The organism is Streptomyces sp. NRRL S-337, assembly GCF_000720175.1.
Classification (GTDB): Bacteria; Actinomycetota; Actinomycetes; order Streptomycetales; family Streptomycetaceae; genus Streptomyces; species Streptomyces siderophoricus.
This window is the reverse complement of sequence record NZ_JOIX01000039.1, coordinates 13,611-29,064: the sequence shown is the minus strand read 5'-3', so window position 1 is coordinate 29,064 and position 15,454 is coordinate 13,611. Positions and strand designations below refer to the sequence as shown.

General features: G+C 73.1%; 15 protein-coding genes. 8 read left to right on the top strand and 7 right to left on the bottom strand.

Going from position 1 to position 15,454, the window contains the following annotated elements; translation table 11 throughout:
- Positions 1 to 19: 19 nt before the first annotated feature.
- Positions 20 to 598 carry a dihydrofolate reductase family protein gene (locus IG62_RS0124985; protein WP_030807480.1) on the bottom strand — a complete coding sequence of 193 codons (579 nt, stop codon included), beginning with the start codon at positions 596 to 598 and terminating at the stop codon, positions 20 to 22.
- A 148-nt stretch (positions 599 to 746) separates the two neighbouring features.
- On the opposite strand from IG62_RS0124985, the gene IG62_RS0124980 reads away from it, so the two are divergent.
- Positions 747 to 2,321 (top strand): S53 family peptidase, encoded by a 1,575-nt coding sequence (locus IG62_RS0124980; protein ID WP_030807477.1) that lies wholly within the window; start codon positions 747 to 749, stop codon positions 2,319 to 2,321.
- 111 nt (positions 2,322 to 2,432) lie between these two features.
- A complete protein-coding gene (locus tag IG62_RS0124975; RefSeq protein ID WP_158795099.1) occupies positions 2,433 to 2,735 on the top strand; it encodes a hypothetical protein in 303 nt (100 codons plus the stop codon).
- A 19-nt stretch (positions 2,736 to 2,754) separates the two neighbouring features.
- On the opposite strand, the gene IG62_RS0124970 is transcribed toward IG62_RS0124975, so the two are convergent.
- The 3 genes from IG62_RS0124970 to IG62_RS0124960 form a co-directional block, all read right to left on the bottom strand.
- Positions 2,755 to 3,783, bottom strand: coding sequence for a trypsin-like serine peptidase (locus tag IG62_RS0124970; protein ID WP_234326723.1), 1,029 nt, complete (start codon positions 3,781 to 3,783; stop codon positions 2,755 to 2,757).
- A gap of 221 nt (positions 3,784 to 4,004) precedes the next feature.
- Entirely contained in the window at positions 4,005 to 4,940 is a 936-nt protein-coding gene (locus IG62_RS0124965; RefSeq protein ID WP_078872222.1) for an SDR family oxidoreductase, read from the bottom strand.
- A 52-nt stretch (positions 4,941 to 4,992) separates the two neighbouring features.
- Positions 4,993 to 5,919 carry a DUF4429 domain-containing protein gene (locus tag IG62_RS0124960; RefSeq protein WP_030807468.1) on the bottom strand — a complete coding sequence of 309 codons (927 nt, stop codon included), beginning with the start codon at positions 5,917 to 5,919 and terminating at the stop codon, positions 4,993 to 4,995.
- Positions 5,920 to 6,094: 175 nt separating this feature from the next.
- Here IG62_RS0124960 and IG62_RS0124955 point away from each other — a divergent pair, with 175 nt between their 5' ends.
- The 4 genes from IG62_RS0124955 (at position 6,095) to IG62_RS0124940 (ending at position 11,594) form a co-directional block, all read left to right on the top strand.
- Positions 6,095 to 7,726 carry an alkaline phosphatase D family protein gene (locus IG62_RS0124955; protein ID WP_030807466.1) on the top strand — a complete coding sequence of 544 codons (1,632 nt, stop codon included), beginning with the start codon at positions 6,095 to 6,097 and terminating at the stop codon, positions 7,724 to 7,726.
- 103 nt (positions 7,727 to 7,829) lie between these two features.
- The gene (locus IG62_RS0124950; RefSeq protein WP_037839246.1) at positions 7,830 to 9,149 is read left to right on the top strand and encodes a multidrug effflux MFS transporter; all 1,320 of its coding nucleotides are present in this window, start codon (positions 7,830 to 7,832) and stop codon (positions 9,147 to 9,149) included.
- A 77-nt stretch (positions 9,150 to 9,226) separates the two neighbouring features.
- Positions 9,227 to 10,273, top strand: coding sequence for a serine hydrolase (locus IG62_RS0124945; RefSeq protein ID WP_030807462.1), 1,047 nt, complete (start codon positions 9,227 to 9,229; stop codon positions 10,271 to 10,273).
- Positions 10,274 to 10,637: 364 nt separating this feature from the next.
- On the top strand, positions 10,638 to 11,594 hold the full coding sequence (locus IG62_RS0124940; RefSeq protein ID WP_030807460.1) for a small ribosomal subunit Rsm22 family protein: 957 nt from the start codon (positions 10,638 to 10,640) through the stop codon (positions 11,592 to 11,594).
- Positions 11,595 to 11,615: 21 nt separating this feature from the next.
- Here the strand turns inward: IG62_RS0124940 and IG62_RS0124935 are convergent, their stop codons facing one another.
- Positions 11,616 to 11,795, bottom strand: a complete 180-nt coding sequence (locus IG62_RS0124935; RefSeq protein ID WP_030807458.1) for a DUF6243 family protein — start codon at positions 11,793 to 11,795, stop codon at positions 11,616 to 11,618.
- Positions 11,796 to 11,920: 125 nt separating this feature from the next.
- On the opposite strand from IG62_RS0124935, the gene IG62_RS0124930 reads away from it, so the two are divergent.
- Together IG62_RS0124930 and IG62_RS0124925 are read left to right on the top strand one after the other, a co-directional pair.
- A complete protein-coding gene (locus IG62_RS0124930) occupies positions 11,921 to 12,538 on the top strand; it encodes a TetR/AcrR family transcriptional regulator (protein ID WP_030807455.1) in 618 nt (205 codons plus the stop codon).
- Positions 12,539 to 12,701: 163 nt separating this feature from the next.
- On the top strand, positions 12,702 to 13,454 hold the full coding sequence (locus tag IG62_RS0124925) for a bifunctional DNA primase/polymerase (protein WP_030807453.1): 753 nt from the start codon (positions 12,702 to 12,704) through the stop codon (positions 13,452 to 13,454).
- Between the two features lie 116 nt (positions 13,455 to 13,570).
- On the opposite strand, the gene IG62_RS0124920 is transcribed toward IG62_RS0124925, so the two are convergent.
- Together IG62_RS0124920 and efeU are read right to left on the bottom strand one after the other, a co-directional pair.
- Entirely contained in the window at positions 13,571 to 14,482 is a 912-nt protein-coding gene (locus tag IG62_RS0124920) for a hypothetical protein (RefSeq protein ID WP_030807450.1), read from the bottom strand.
- Complete coding sequence (gene efeU, locus IG62_RS0124915; RefSeq protein WP_030807446.1) at positions 14,433 to 15,425, bottom strand: iron uptake transporter permease EfeU; 993 nt, start codon at positions 15,423 to 15,425, stop codon at positions 14,433 to 14,435. The genes IG62_RS0124920 and efeU overlap by 50 nt, the downstream gene beginning before the upstream one ends.
- Positions 15,426 to 15,454 lie beyond the last annotated feature (29 nt).

Below are 15,454 nucleotides of genomic sequence, written 5' to 3'. Positions count from 1 at the left end.
CGTAGGGGGCAGGTGCCCCTCAGGCCTCCTCGGGTCCGCCGTTGCGGGTGTACCGGAGCAGTACGACGCCGTTGCCGAAGGCCCGGGTCCCGGTGAGGTCGAGGCGGGTCCTGGTGTCCGCGTCGAGGAAGAGCGGGGTGCCGCGGCCGATGAGGACCGGGTGGACGTAGATGCGGTACTCGTCGACCAGGCCGAGCCGCAGGAAGGACGCGGCGAGGTGGGCGCCGCTGAGCACCAGGTCGCCGCCCGGCTGCGCCGTCAGCTCCCTGATCCGCGGGGCCGTGACCTCCCGCACGATCGTGGTGTTCCAGTCGGCCCGCTCCAGCGTCCGGGAGAACACGAACTTGGGCATCTCCCGCCAGATCCCGGCGAACTCCGCCTCCGGCCCGCTCGCGTCCGGATCGGCGTCGGCGGTCGGCCAGTAACCGGCCATCAGCTCATGGGTGACGCGGCCGGCCAGGAGGCCGCCCATCGTTCTGAGCTGGTCGTTGAAGTGCTGGTGCAGCTCGTCGTCGACCACGTGCCAGTCGATGTCGTGGTCCGGCCCCTCGATGAAGCCGTCGAGGGACATCGACATCATCAGGACGATCTTTCGCATGGCGGTCCTCCCGGCGGCACCCTACGCCGGACCGGCAGCGGTGGCCCCGACCCGCGCCCCGCGCCACCCGACCGGGCCCGCGCCACCCGACCGGACCTGACCCCGCTCGACATGCGAACGTGGCGTGATCGGGTCGATACTTTGTGCTATGAATGAACGATTTGTACCCATACCTGGCAGTGAGCGGGCTGCCGCGCCCAAGGCGCGCCCGGCCGGTCCGCTCGACGGATCCACGCCCGTACACGCGACGATCATGCTGCGCCGGCGGGCCGAGGTGCCCCGGGACCTGATCACCGGGCCGGACACCATCTCGCGGGCCGAGCTGGCGCAGCGGTACGGCGCCGACCAGGCCGACGCCGACCGCGTACGCGAGGTGCTGGGCCGCCACGGCGTCGACGTGAACGAGGTCGACCTGGCGTCCAGGCGCATGAAGGTGTCCGGCACCGCGGACCAGATGGCGGCCGCGTTCGGGACCCAGCTGTCCCGGGTGGCCAGCCCCGACCCCACCCACGGCGAGCTCGTCGAGCACCGGCACCGCGAGGGCCCGCTGCAGCTGCCCGCCGAGCTGGACGGCGTGGTCGTGGCGGTGCTCGGCCTGGACGACCGCCCGCAGGCGCGGCCCCACATCCGGCACGCCCGGGCCCGGGCCCGCCACACCTCGTACAAGCCCTCACAGCTGGCCGGCGTGTACCAGTTCCCGCCGGACACCGACGGCAGCGGGCAGACGCTGGCGATCGTCGAACTCGGCGGCGGGTTCAACCAGGAGGAGCTGGCGGAGTACTTCCGGTCCCTCGGGCTGCCGAAGATGCCCAAGGTGACGGCGATCAGCGTCGGCACCGCCCAGAACCGGCCGGCCGGGGACCCGCAGAGCGCCGACGGTGAGGTGCTGCTGGACATCGAGGTCGCCGGTGCGCTGGCGCCCGGCGCCGAGCAGAAGGTGTACTTCGCGCACAACACCGACCAGGGCTTCGTCAACGCGGTGACCCAGGCCGTCCACGACACCCCGACCCCGGCCGCGCTGAGCATCAGCTGGGGCGCCGCGGAGCCGTTCTGGACCGACCAGGCCCGCGCCGTCTTCGACGAGGCGCTGGCGGACGCGGCGGCGCTGGGCGTGACGGTGTGTGCCGCGGCCGGCGACGACGGCAGCGGTGACGGCGTCGGTGACGGCCGGCCGCACACCGACTTCCCGGCCTCCAGCCCGCACGCCCTGGCCTGCGGCGGCACCCGGCTGGACGCCGACCCGGACTCCGGTCTGGTGCGCAGCGAAGTGGTGTGGGGCGGCGACGGTGGGGGCGCCACCGGCGGCGGCGTCAGCGAGGCGTTCCCGCTGCCGCCCTGGCAGGCCACGGCCGGTGTGCCGCACAACGGCAGCGGTCCGGGCCGTGGCCTGCCGGACGTCTCCGGTGTCGCCGACCCGGCCACCGGCTACGAGGTGCTGGTGGACGGCCACCGCTCGGTGATCGGCGGCACCAGTGCCGTCGCCCCGCTGTGGGCGGCGCTGACCTGCCGTCTGGTCGAGGCGCTCGGCCGCCCGCTCGGCATGCTGCACCCGCTGCTCTACGCCGGTGCGACCCCCGGGCACACCGCCCGCGGCTTCCGTGACGTCACCGACGGCACCAACGGTGACTTCGACGCCGCCCCCGGCTGGGACCCCTGTACCGGTCTGGGTGTCCCGAACGGCGTCGAACTCCTCGCCTCCCTGCGGGAGATGGTGACCCACTGACCCCCTGACCCACTGACCCGCCCGGCCGCTCCACCGCCTTGCCCGATCGTGCGGTGGAGCGGTTCCGCGGCCGGTACCCTCGGGGGGATTTTCCTCGAATGGGTGTACGGCATGGGTGTACGGGTGGGGGCTGCGGTGCTCAAGCACTACTACCGGCTGGTGTATTGGAAGCGGCGGATCAGCCGGTCCCTGGGGTGGCGGCGCGGTATGGGCCCGGGGGCGCTGGGACCGCAACGGCGGCGGACGCGCGCCGGGCGGGGACCCGGGCGCAGCCGCCAACTCCTTTACGGAGCACGCCCGTTCCTGATTTTCGGCGCCCTGGTCGCGCTCGTCGTGGTGGCCTCGGCACTGGTCGCCGGCGGCTACGAGGACGTCGGCCGGGCGGTGACGACCGGGGTGGCGGACGGGGAGTAGACCCCGCCCGCCCCGCCGGTCAGGACGACTGTGCCGTGTTGTACAGGTTCTTGGCGTCGTCGCCGAAGTACGGGCCGAACATGGTGTTGGGCAGGAACTGGTAGCCGAAGCTGTTCACCGAGGACTGCAGCCCGGTGCCGGTCTTCTCGTCGAACGAGGTGAACCACGGGCCGCCGCTGGAACCGCCGGTCATGTTGCAGGACAGGCCGTGGTCGTGGGAGAACAGCGGGTCCTTCATGGTGGTGCCGCTGCAGTAGATCAGCTTGGTGCCGTCGTACGGGGCCGCCGCCGGATAGCCGAAGGCGTACATCGTCTTGTTGTAGCCGGAGTTGAAGGACAGGCCCTGCCCGCCGACGACGTCGGTGAGCTTCTTGCCGTCGAGCGGGGCGACGACCGCCGCGCCGACGTCGTAGTTGATGTCCTCGCTCGCCGTCCACTGCGGGGTGGAGAGCGTCTTGGCGGCCGGCCACTTGCCGTACGGGGCCTGGCCGTCGTGGTAGCCGGGCACGAAGACCCAGTTGGTGTGCCAGGCGCCCTGCAGCTTCACGCAGTGCCCGGCGGTGACCACGGTGCTCTTGTTCGCGCTGGTCACGGCGTCGCCGGAACAGGAGGCGGTACGGCCCTGGTAGGTGAAGAACACCCGGCCGGCGGTCTTGGTGACCGCGCCGCCGCCGGTCCACGGCCCGCCCGGCTGGGCCGCGGCGGTGGGCCGCGGCACGGGGAGGGACGGCAGCGCGGGCAGCGTCGGCCGTACGGTGAGCGGGGCGCTGCGCGGGACCGCGGTGCGGTGCTGCCGTGCCGGTGCGGCGAGGTCGAGCGGGGTGGCGGACCGCATCCGCGCCGCGGTCCAGAAGGCGGCGGCGGTGCGCTGTGAGGTGGCGGAGCGGTGGGAGTTCAGCGGGGTGGCGGCGGCCGGGCCGGTGGGGAGCAGCAGGGCCAGCAGCGTACCGGCGGCGGTCAGGGTGCCGAGGGCGGCCCGGGATCCGTGCGCCGGACGCCGCGCCGCTATGCCGTCAACTGCCGTTCCGCCACGGTCGTTTCGTCTCACGCGTAACTCCTTCTGCGGGGGCCGCGCACGCCGGGCGCGCGGCCGCGGGTGGGGATCCCCCTTGCTCCTTCGGAGCCCGGGGGAGGACCGCCGCGGGCGGCGGTCCGGCAGACGAGTGGTGCGGTGAGAGGTAAGCGTGCCACCGGAAGCCACCGGAGGGCAGGGGTCGGACGGAAACGGTCCGATGGAGGCGAAGTGGCGGCCGCCGGGCCGACGACCGGTCAGCCCCGGCCGATGTAGGGCATGGTGGTGGCCATCACCGTCGCGAACTGCACATTGGCCTCCAGCGGCAGCTCCGCCATGTGCACCACCGTCCGGGCCACGTCCGCGGCGTCCATCACCGGCTCCACCGCCGTCTGCCCGTTCGCCTGCAGGATCCCGGTCTGCATCCGGCCGGTCATCTCGGTGGCCGCGTTGCCGATGTCGATCTGGCCGCAGGCGATGCGGTACGGACGGCCGTCCAGGGACAGCGACTTGGTCAGCCCGGTGATCGCATGCTTGGTGGCGGTGTACGCGACGGAGTGCGGCCGCGGGACGTGCGCGGAGATCGAGCCGTTGTTGATGATCCGGCCGCCCTGCGGTTCCTGCTCCTGCATGGTGCGGAACGCGGCCTGGGCGCAGAGGAACGCACCGGTGAGGTTGACCTCGACCACCGCGCGCCAGTCGTCGTACGAGAGCTCGGTGAGCGGCACCGCCTTGCCGAAGGTGCCGGCGTTGTTGAAGAGCAGGTCGACCCGGCCGAACCGGTCGCGGACCGCCGCGAACAGCGCGCCGACCTGTTCGGGGCGGGTGACGTCGGTCGGCACGGTCACGACCGCGGGGCTGGTCGGCTCGGTCAGGCCGGCCAGGCGGGCGGTCTCCGCCAGTGCCTCGGCGCGCCGGCCGGCCAGCGCCACCGACCAGTTGGCGCGCATCAGCGCCTGGGCGACCGCCCGCCCGATGCCGGATCCGGCGCCGGTGACCACCGCGACCTTACGGGGCGCCGCGCCGCCCTCCCGTGCCTCCTGGGCCGCCGCCGCGGTCTGCGGGGTCTGCCCGCCCCGGGTGGCCGGCGCCGGCAGGGTGGGCCGGGGCGCGGTCGCCGTGCCGCCCACGTGCCCGGCCCGCGCCACCGGCGTCCCCTGTGCTGCCCCTGCCCGCTGTGTGTTCTGTGCCATGGCGGCAGCGTAAACGGCGGCGGGGAGCGAACCGGGCGCCCGCCGCGGCGACTCAGCCGCCGGTGTCGAAGCGCCGCAGCACCGCCGCCTTCGTGGCGGTGAACTCCTCGTCGGTCAGGATGCCGTCGCGGTGCAGCTCGCCCAGTTCGCGCAGCCGGCGCAGCAGCGCGTCGTGGTCGTCGGCGGGGGCGGCGGCCGGGGCGGCGGCCGCGGGCGGTGCGGCCGCCACCGCGGGTGCGGCCGGAGCGGGCGCGGGAAGGCGCTGGGCCGCGGGCGCCGAGGGGTGCGGCAGCCGGGCGGTGACCGCGGCCGCCAGCAGCGCGGTGGTGCCGCTCTCCTTCTTGAAGCCCCACAGTTCGATGGAGTTCGGGTCGTGATCCGGTGAGAGCCGTTCCTTCGCGCCGCGCGGACGGAAGCGCAGGAAGCCGGACTCCAGGCCGACCGCCGGACGCCACTCCACCGCTTCGAGGTCGGTCAGGGCGTAGTCCTGCGGACCCCATTGCCGCTTGGTCTCACTGGTGTTCCAGCGCCATTCCAGGTGCACCCGTTCCCCGTCGAAGGTGGCGACCCCATCCACCCCTGCGGCCGTCAGCGGCACCGAGGGACCCGGCAGCAGATAGCGGTCGCAGGGCCCGTCCGGCACCTGCTCCAGCAGCAGGGCCTGCCGGACCGCGTCCACGAAGTACTCGGCGACGTCCACCCGTGCGGCGTCCAAGGCGACCTGATACGGATTCGCGTCGTCCGGCAGCCCGCCGCCGGTGACCTGGAGCAGCGGGTCCACGCCGTCCCGCAGCCGCAGCCGGAGCCGGCCGCCCTTGCGGGCCGGTTCGTGGGCGATGCCGGCCAGCGCGGCCAGCGGGACCGTGAACTCGCCCAGGTCCTGGCGCAGTCGGTGCACCCCGCGCTCGCGCCCCGGCACGATGCGTATGCCCTCTCCGTCGAAGGTCCAGGTGCCGTCGCGCACCATCAGTTCAGCCATGTCCCGGATCCTACGGAGAGCCGGTGGTGCGTGCCGCGTGCCGTGATTGTCCGGCGACGTCCGGTGCCGGACCAACCATCATCGAGCTGTCATGCCTGCGTCGTACCCGGGTCAGCGGCCCGCCGTCCCACGGCCTTCCAATCGTCGGCAGCAACCGCCGCCAGGGGAGGGTCAGATGACACCCACCGCACCGTACGAGCAGGAGATCAGGGCCGCCGCAGCACACGTGGGCCGGCGCCGCTTCCTCACCGTCACCGGGGCCGCCGCCGCGCTCGCGTTCACCACCAACCTCCCGGCCGCGGGCGCCGCGCAGGCCGCCGAGGCCGACGCCCGGAAGCTCACCGAGAACCCCTTCACCCTCGGCGTCGCCTCCGGCGACCCCCAGCCCGGCTCGGTGGTGCTGTGGACCCGCCTCGCCCCGCGCCCCTACGAGGGTGGGGGAGGCATGCCGGACGCCAGAGTTCCGGTGCGCTGGGAGGTCGCGTACGACGAGAAGTTCACCCGGCTCGCGGGGCGCGGCCGGGCCGACGCCCACCCGGAGTTCAACCACTCCGTGCACATCGAGCCCACCGGCCTCGCGCCGGACCGCGTCTACTACTACCGCTTCCGGGCCGGCAGTTGGATCAGCCCGGTCGGCCGCACCCGCACCGCGCCGGCCCGCGGCGCCCACCTCTCCCGGCTGAAGCTCGCCGCGGTCTCCTGCCAGGCCTACCACGACGGCTACTTCACCGCCTACCGGCACCTGGCCGAGGAGGACCTCGACGTCGTCTTCCACCTCGGCGACTACCTCTACGAGTACCCGGTCGACGCGGCCGGCGGCGCCCGCAGGTACACCGACCGCACGCTGCCCGACCGCTTCCACCGCGAGACGGTCACGCTGGAGGACTACCGGCTGCGTTACGCCCTGTACAAGTCCGACCCGGACCTCCAGGCCGCGCACGCCGCCCACCCCTTCATCGTCACCTGGGACGACCACGAGGTGGAGAACAACTACGCCTCCGACATCAGCGAGGACGACCTCCCGCCCGCCGAGTTCCTCATCCGCCGGGCCGCCGCCTACCGCGCGTACTGGGAGAACCAGCCGCTGCGCCGCCCGCAGCGGCCGCACGGCCCGGACGCCCGGCTCTACCGCCGCCTCCACTACGGGCAGCTCGCCCAGTTCGACATCCTCGACACCCGCCAGTACCGCTCCGACCAGGCCTACGGCGACGGCTGGCACGCGCCGGGCCCGGAGTCCGACGACCCGAGGCGGACCCTGACCGGCGCCACCCAGGAGCGCTGGCTGATCGACGGCTGGCGGCAGTCCACCGCCCGCTGGAACGTGCTGCCGCAGCAGGTCGCGTTCTCCGAGCGGCGCAACGCCACCGGCCCCGGCTACCAGGTCAGCATGGACGCCTGGGACGGCTACCCGGCCTCCCGCGCGCGGGTGCTGGCGGGCGCCGAGTCGGCCGGCGTGGACAACCTCGTCGTGCTCACCGGCGACGTGCACGTCCACTACGCCTTCGACATCAAGAAGGACTTCGCGGACCCCGCCTCGCGCACCGCGGGCGTGGAGTTCGTCACCACCTCGATCGCCAGCGGCAAGGACGGCGCGGACAAGCCCGCCAACTGGGGCACGTACATGGCCGCCAACCCGCACCTGAAGTTCTACAACGGCCGCCGCGGCTATGTGACGGTCACCCTGGACCGGGACACCGCCCGCGGCGACTACCGGACGGTGTCCGCCGTCACCACCCCCGGCGCGCCGGTGCGGACGGCCGCGTCCTTCGTCACCGAGGCCGGCGACCCGGGCCTCAAGCCGGCCTGAGGGGACCTCGGACCTAGGTCCAATGACATACCCGGTAAGGGGCCCGGAGCCGCTCTGGGCATGACACCATGGTTGCACTCACCACGTACCCATGGAGACGCACATGACGGAGCCCGGCACCAGCCCGGCCGACACCTCGGACAACCCCGCGATAGCCGGGCGGGACGCGGCAACAGCACCACCTCCCGCCGCGTCCCGCCGCACCGGCCTCCTCGTCACCCTCGTCCTCGGCGGACTCACCGCGGTCCCGCCGCTCTCCATGGACATGTACCTGCCGGCCCTGCCGCAGGTCACCGCCGCGCTGCACAGCCCGGCCGCCACCGTCCAGCTCACCCTCACCACCTGCCTCGCCGGCATGGCGCTGGGCCAGATGATCGTCGGCCCGATGAGCGACAAGTGGGGGCGCCGCCGCCCGCTGCTGGCCGGCATGGTCGTCTACGTCCTGGCCACCGCCCTGTGCGTGATCGCCACCAACGCCGAACTCCTCATCGCCTTCCGGCTGTTGCAGGGACTGGCGGGCGCCGCCGGCATCGTCATCGCCCGCGCCGTGGTGCGCGACCTCTACGACGGGGTGGCGATGGCGCGGTTCTTCTCCACCCTGATGCTGATCTCCGGGGTGGCGCCGGTCGTCGCCCCGCTCATCGGCGGACAGATCCTGCAGGTCACCGACTGGCGCGGCGTCTTCGTCGTCCTCACCGCCGTCGGCCTCGCCCTCACCCTTCTGGTCTGGCGCCGCCTGGCGGAGACCCTGCCGCCCGCCCGGCGGCACCCCGGCGGCATCGGCGAGGCCCTGCGCACCATGCGAGACCTCCTCGCCGACCGGGTCTTCTCCGGCTACCTCCTCGTCGGCGCCTTCGCCTTCGCCGCCCTCTTCGCGTACATCTCGGCCTCGCCGTTCGTCGTCCAGGAGATCTACGGCGCCTCCCCGCAGGTCTTCAGCCTGCTGTTCGGCATCAACTCCGTGGGCCTGGTGGCGGTCGGTCAGCTCAACGGCAAGGTGCTGGTCGGCCGGGTCGCCCTGGACAAGGTGCTGGGCGCCGGCCTGACCGTGATCGCGCTCGCCGCGGCCGCGCTGCTGCTGATGTCCTCCGGCGTCTTCGGACACGTCGGACTGTTCCCGACGGCCGCCGGACTGTTCGTGCTGATGGCCGCCATGGGCCTGGTCATGCCGAGCACCAACACCCTGGCGCTGCTGCGCACCCCGCACGCGGCCGGCTCCGCCTCCGCCCTGCTGGGCACCTCGACCTTCCTCCTCGGCTCGGTGGCCTCGCCGCTGGTGGGCATCGCGGGCGAGCGCACGGCCGTACCGATGGCACTCGTCCAGCTCTCCTGCGCCGTTTTGGCGCTCGGGAGCTTCCTGGGACTGTGCCGTCCGTGGCAGCGTAAGGGGGAGAGCAGCTCCGGCGGGAGGACCGCACTCTGAACGCACCGCGACTCACCTCTGGCACCCCGGCCCGGGCGGGACTGGACCCCGCCTGGGTCGAGCGGCTGGTGCGCGGGGTGCGGGAGCTGCCCGAGGGCCGGCCGCCGTGGAGCCCCGGGGTCGTGGTGCTGGCCGGCCGCGGCCCGGTCGTGGCCGCCGAGGAGGCCGCCGGCTGGGCGCACCGCTACCGGGCGTACGACCCCGAACGGGACCGCGGCCTGGACCTGCCCCGCGACCTGTGGAAACCGATGCGGACCGGCACCGTCTTCGACCTGGCCTCGCTCACCAAGCTCTTCACCGCGATCGCCGCCGTCCAGCTGGCCGAACGCGGCCGCCTCTCCCTCGACGACGAGGTCCGGGTCCATCTGCCGGCCTTCGCCCCCGGGTGCACCGTCCGGCAGCTGCTCACCCACACCTCCGGGCTCGCCCCCGAGCTCCCCTTCTACGACCACCCCGACCGGGCCGCCCAACTGGTGCTGCTGTGGCGGGAGGCGGCCGCCCCCAGCGGCGGCACCGGTGCCGGCCACCGCTACTCCGACCTCAACCTCATCGCCCTGGCGCTGATCCTGGAGCGCCGCACCGGGCGCCGCCTGGACGCGCTGGTCCGCGAGCAGATCACCGGCCCGCTCGGCATGACCTCCACCCGCTACGGGCCGCTGCCGCCGCACGGCGTGGCGGCGACCGAGGACCAGCGGCGGCCCTGGGCCAAGGCGGACCGCGGCATGCTCCGCGGCGAGGTGCACGACGAGAACGCCTGGGCGCTGGGCGGGGTGGCCGGCCACGCGGGCCTGTTCTCCACCGCCCAGGACCTGGCCGTGCTGTGCCGCACCCTGCTCAACGGTGGCGCGTACGGCACCACCCGGATCCTCGGGCCCGCCGCGGTCGATGCCCTGCTCGACCCGCCGGGCCTCGGCTTCGTCGTGGACCAGCCGTACTTCATGGGCGAGCTGGCGGGCCGCGGCGCGGCCGGCCACACCGGCTTCACCGGCACCAGCCTGGTCCTGGACCGCGCCACCGACACGTTCCTGATCCTGCTCGCCAATACGGTCCACCCACGGCGCCGCACCGGCGGCAGTGGCCCGCGGGCCACTGCCGGTACGTGCCTGGCGCGGGCCGTCGGCTGACGTTCGCCGTACGTTGTCGGCTTTCCCGCCGTGGGGGTTGCTGTCTTTTCCCGCCTTCGGCGGGGTGGGGTGGGGTTTAGGGCCGGGGGCGCCTGGTGGGTGGGTGGTTGCGGGTTCGGCCCTCCGGCGCCTGTGTTGTGGACTGCTTCGCTTTACGTCCACAACACAGGCGCCTCCGGTCCGCCCCCTCCCGCCGGCGGGGCGCCCCCGCCCGGGGAGGGCATGGGATTGGGGCGCTGCCGCGCCAAAGGCGCGGCAGCGCCCCAATCTTTTTCCCCCGGCCCAAAACCCCCACGCCCGCCGAAGGCGGAAGAACCCCAGCCCCCACGGCGGGTCAGCCGAAAACGTACGTAGAATTTCGTCGATGCACGACGAATTGCGCGCCGCACTGGCCGGTCTGCTCGACGGTCTGCCGCCCAAGCAGGCCGCGCAGGCCGTGGAGCGGCTGATCGCCAACTACCGGGGGCGTACCCCCACCGACGCCCCGGTCCTGCGCGACCGCGCGGACGTGGCCGCCTATGCCGCCTACCGGATGCCGGCCACCTTCGAGGCGGTCCGGGCCGCGCTGACCGCGTTCGCCGCCCGCGTTCCGGACTGGTCCCCGGCCACCCACCTCGACATCGGCGGCGGCACCGGGGCCGCGACCTGGGCCACCGCCGCCCTCTGGCAGGGCCACCACAGCACCGTCCTGGACTGGGCCCAGCCGGCCCTGGACCTCGGCGCCGAACTCGCCGCCGGCACCCTCCCGGACACCACCTGGCGCCGCGGCACCATCGGCGCCGGCCTGACCGTCCCCGAGGGCACGGACCTGGTCACGGTCTCCTACGTGCTCGGCGAACTCCGCCCCGAGGACCGCCGCGCGGTGGTCGCCGCGGCCGCCACCGCCACCGCCGTCGTCCTGATCGAACCGGGCACCCCCGACGGCTACCTCCGCATCCGCGAGGCCCGCGACCAGCTCATCGAGGCCGGCCTGCGGATCGTCGCCCCCTGCCCGCACGCCGGGACCTGCCCCATCGTCGTCGGCGAGGACTGGTGCCACTTCTCCGCCCGGGTCAGCCGCTCCTCCCTCCACCGCCAGGTCAAGGGCGGCGCGCTCCCGTACGAGGACGAGAAGTTCTCCTACATCGCGGCGACCGCCCTGCCGGCCGAGCCCGCCCCCGCCCGGATCGTCCGCAAACCGCAGCTCCGCAAGGGCCAGGTCCTCCTCGACCTGTGCACCACGGACGAGGGGTTGCGGCGCACCACCGTCACCAAGCGGCACGGCGCGCAGTACCGCGAGGCCCGGGACGCCGCCTGGGGAGACACCTGGCCCGGCGCCTGATCACGCCGGGCCCGGGCGGTCTCATTCCTTTCCGGCCGCTCGTTCCTGGAATTTGCGCAACAGCTCCTGTCGTTGGGCCTGCGTCCGGGCGCGGTCCGTGCCGCCCCGGCCGCCGCCGGCGCCGCCGCGCAGCGCTCCGCGCGACAGCTTGCTGCGGGTGCCACCGACGCCGAGCATGCCGTCTCCGTTGCCCTTGCTCATGGGTTCCTCCTCCGTCGCACCGATGAAGCGAGACGATCCGTCTCGCGTAACGGGTTCCAGCATGTACGAGACGCGTCGTCTCGTCAAGACGAAACGTCTCGCCTAGTTGTCGCTACACTCGCCGCATGGCCGACACCTCAGCCCGCTCCACCGCCAAAGCCCCCGACTCCTCCCGCCGCAGCGAGCGCTCCCGGCAGGCGATCTTCGACGCCGCGCTCACGCTGGTCGGCGAGGTGGGCTACGACAAGCTCACGATCGAGGGCATCGCCTCCCGGGCCGGGGTCGGCAAACAGACCATCTACCGCTGGTGGCCCTCCAAGGCCGCGGTCCTCCTGGACGCCTTCACCGCCGGCGCCGGCGAGGACTACGACAAGGGCCTCCCGGACACCGGTGATCTCGCCGCCGACCTGAAGACCGTGCTCCGTGCGACCGCCGACGAATTCAACGACCACGCCTGGCAGGCCCCCTACCGCGCCCTCGCCGCGGCCGGCGCGAACGACGAGGAACTCTCCCGGAACTTCGTCGCCCGGCTGATGGAGCCCGGCATCCAGGTCTACGTCGACCGGCTGCGGCGGGCCCAGGAGGCCGGCGAGGTGGCCGCGGACACCGACCTGCGGGTGGCCGCCGAGATGGTGCTGAGTCCCTTCTCACAGCGCTGGCTGATGCGCACCGGCGCATTGACCCACGCCTTCGTCGACACCCTCGTCGACCAGGCATTGCGTGGTCTGCGGCCGCGGGACTGACCCGGCCGGCCGAGCGCCGGTCGAGCGCGGCGACCTGTCGGGGATGGCTGGAAATGCCGGTATTCGCACTCCTTCTGTTCACCCCGGATCCGCACACCGGTCACCCCGGGCGCAGGATGGTGGCAGCATTGATCCCAGACCACCGCTCGAAGTGAGGGGATAGATGGAACGCAAGAGCAGGTTCTCCCAGTGGCTGCGCCGGCCGAAGAGCGGATCGGACGGCGGCGATACGGACACGGGATCGGTTGCCGCGCGCGGCCGCGAGGACCTGCTGCTGGCCGCGGCCGATGCGGGCTTCCCGATCGCCCCGGCGGCGCACCCCTCCGGCTACGGCTGTTCCTGTGAGCGGATCGGCTGTCCCACCCCCGGACGCCACCCCATCTCCTTCGGCTGGCAGACCGTCGCCACCACCGACCGCGACAAGGTCGCCGCCTGGATCCGGACCCTCCCGCAGGCCAACTTCATCACCGCCACCGGCATCGCCCACGACGTCCTGGACGTGCCCGTCGAGGCCGGCCGCAGCGCCCTCGGACGCCTGGAGGCGGCCGGCATCGAGGTCGGCCCGATCACCCTCAGCGGCGCCGGCTTCGGCGACGGCCGGATGCTGTTCTTCACCGCCACCCGCGGCACCCCGGACGACGAGGACGAGTGGTGGCCCTGCGAGCTGGACTGCCACCCCGAGACCATGGACGAGCATCCCGGCCTGCGCTGGCACTGCCGCGGCAGCTACGTCCTCCTGCCGCCCTCGACCCTCCCCGGCGACCAGCCCGCGGTGACCTGGCTGCGCGGCCCGGAACTCCCGCTCCCCGACCCGCTGACGCTGCTGGAGTCGCTCACCGACGCCTGCGCGGAGTTCAACGAGCGCGCCGACCGCGAGCACTACCACGAGACCGCGGCCTGGCCGATCGGCCGCTGACCGCCGCGCCTCCTCCTTCACGACCCCCGCCGTACGGACAAGGGGCCGCCGGAAACACCCCGGCGGCCCCTTGTCCGTATCCGTGCGGCGGATCCGTCGTCCGGATCCCGGCCGGCCTACAGCGGCTTGACCGACGTCTTGGCCTCGCGCCGGTTCAGCACCGTGACCTTGCCCCCGGAGCCCTTCGCCGGCACCGTCACCGCCTGCGCGGAGACGGTGGTGAAGGCCATCCGGTTGGTCTTCTTCGTCGGCCCGTCCATCAGGCCCTGCAACTGGGCCGGCACTGTGATCACCGACCCCGTGGAGACCGTCTTCTGCTGGTGGTAGAAGGTCGAGAAGAACACCAGCGCGCCGCCGTCCGTGGTCCGCAGCGCCACCGGCGGGTAATCGGCGGCGGTGTCCTCCCACAGGATGCGGGCGCCCGGCTGGTTGGTGTCCCGCGCACGGCGGGCCCGCCAGCCGTCGGTGTTCGGGCCGGACGCGAAGGTGCTGCCCTTGCCGGTGTTGAGGTAGTCGGCGTACGTCCGGCTCAGCTTGCCCGGATCGACCGTCAGCCCGGACTTCGCACCGGCCGGCACCGCCTCGGCGAAGCCGTCCTGGTCAGTCTTCAGCTCCGGCGCCTTGTTGCCGGCGAACTCCGCCAGGTAGACCGCCCGCCACTTCTCCTTGATGCCGTTGCGGCTGAAGACCAGGAACCAGCGGCTGTACGAACCGTCGGCCGCCTTGCGGTTGCTGGCCGCGTCGGCGATGAAGTACTTCGGCCAGCCCACCTGCTTGGGGATCGTGAAGTGCGCGTCCTTGAACGCCAGGGCGGGGTAGGCCGGGTCGCCCTGCGGCTTCAGCGCGTGCGCCGCCTTTATCCCCGCCTGGTCGAGGGCGAGCAGTGCGCCGCCCTCGAACGAGGGGTTGAGCTCCGGATCGAGCTGCCGCTTGGCCTTGTTGAAGCCGGCCGCGAAGCGCTGCAGCGCCTTGGCGCCGTCAGCCTTCGTCACCGCCGGCAGCATCTCCCGCTCGCCGTGCACCGTCATGCAGCCGCTCAGTATCACCAGCGCCGTCGCTGCCGACGTCACTGTTGCGGGCACCCGGAACGGCGACCTGCGTGTCATGGGGCTCGGGCTCCTTCGGGGCGACCGGGGCGGGCCGGGTGGCCGCCGGGGTGGCACGATTCGGCGCCACCCTACCGGGGGCCAGGAAGAGGCCGAGCGTGGGGATCAGATAGAGAGCCCACACCGTGACCTGGAGGACGGTCGGGTCCGGCTGGAAGTTGAAGACGCCCTTCAGCAGGGTGCCGTACCAGCTGTCGGCCGGGATCTGCGCGCTGATGTCGAACGCCTGCGAGCCCAGCCCGGGCAGCACGGCCGCCTCCTGCAGGTCGTGGAAGCCGTACGCCAGCACGCCCGCCGCGACCACGACCAGCATCCCGCCGGTCCAGGTGAAGAACTTCGCGAGGTTGATCCGCACCGCACCGCGGTAGAACAGCCAGCCCAGCACCACCGCGGTCGCCAGCCCCAGCAGCGCCCCGACCAGCGGCCGTACGCCGTCGTTGGCGGACTGCGCGGCGGTCCAGATGAACAGCGCGGTCTCCAGGCCCTCGCGGCCCACCGACAGGAACGCGGTGACCACCAGGGCCACGGTCCCCATCTGCAGCGCCGCGTCCAGCTTGCCGTGCAGTTCCTTCTTCAGGTGCCGCGCGGTGCGCCGCATCCAGAAGACCATCCACGTCACCAGGCCCACCGCGATGATCGACAGCGAACCGCCGAGCGCCTCCTGCGCCTTGAACGTCAGCGTCTCCGAGCCGAACTGCAGCGCCGCCCCGAACGCGAACGACAGCACCACTGCGAGCGAGATGCCGAGCCAGACCGGGCGCAGCGCCTCCCGCCGGCCGGTCTTGACCAGGTAGGCGATGAGGATGCACACGACGAGGCTGGCCTCCAGCCCCTCGCGCAGTCCGATCAGGTAATTGCCGAACACGCCGGTCCCTTCCCTTCCTTCATGCGGCC

Coding starts and splice junctions, on each gene's coding strand:
- IG62_RS0124965 (WP_078872222.1), bottom strand. CDS start 4,940: ATGGCACAGAACACACAGCGGGCAGGGGCAGCACAGGGGACGCCGGTG.
- IG62_RS0124980 (WP_030807477.1), top strand. CDS start 747: ATGAATGAACGATTTGTACCCATACCTGGCAGTGAGCGGGCTGCCGCG.
- IG62_RS0124985 (WP_030807480.1), bottom strand. CDS start 598: ATGCGAAAGATCGTCCTGATGATGTCGATGTCCCTCGACGGCTTCATC.
- IG62_RS0124930 (WP_030807455.1), top strand. CDS start 11,921: ATGGCCGACACCTCAGCCCGCTCCACCGCCAAAGCCCCCGACTCCTCC.
- IG62_RS0124975 (WP_158795099.1), top strand. CDS start 2,433: ATGGGTGTACGGGTGGGGGCTGCGGTGCTCAAGCACTACTACCGGCTG.
- IG62_RS0124960 (WP_030807468.1), bottom strand. CDS start 5,919: ATGGCTGAACTGATGGTGCGCGACGGCACCTGGACCTTCGACGGAGAG.
- IG62_RS0124925 (WP_030807453.1), top strand. CDS start 12,702: ATGGAACGCAAGAGCAGGTTCTCCCAGTGGCTGCGCCGGCCGAAGAGC.
- IG62_RS0124950 (WP_037839246.1), top strand. CDS start 7,830: ATGACGGAGCCCGGCACCAGCCCGGCCGACACCTCGGACAACCCCGCG.
- IG62_RS0124955 (WP_030807466.1), top strand. CDS start 6,095: ATGACACCCACCGCACCGTACGAGCAGGAGATCAGGGCCGCCGCAGCA.
- IG62_RS0124940 (WP_030807460.1), top strand. CDS start 10,638: ATGCACGACGAATTGCGCGCCGCACTGGCCGGTCTGCTCGACGGTCTG.
- IG62_RS0124935 (WP_030807458.1), bottom strand. CDS start 11,795: ATGAGCAAGGGCAACGGAGACGGCATGCTCGGCGTCGGTGGCACCCGC.
- IG62_RS0124920 (WP_030807450.1), bottom strand. CDS start 14,482: ATGACGGTGCACGGCGAGCGGGAGATGCTGCCGGCGGTGACGAAGGCT.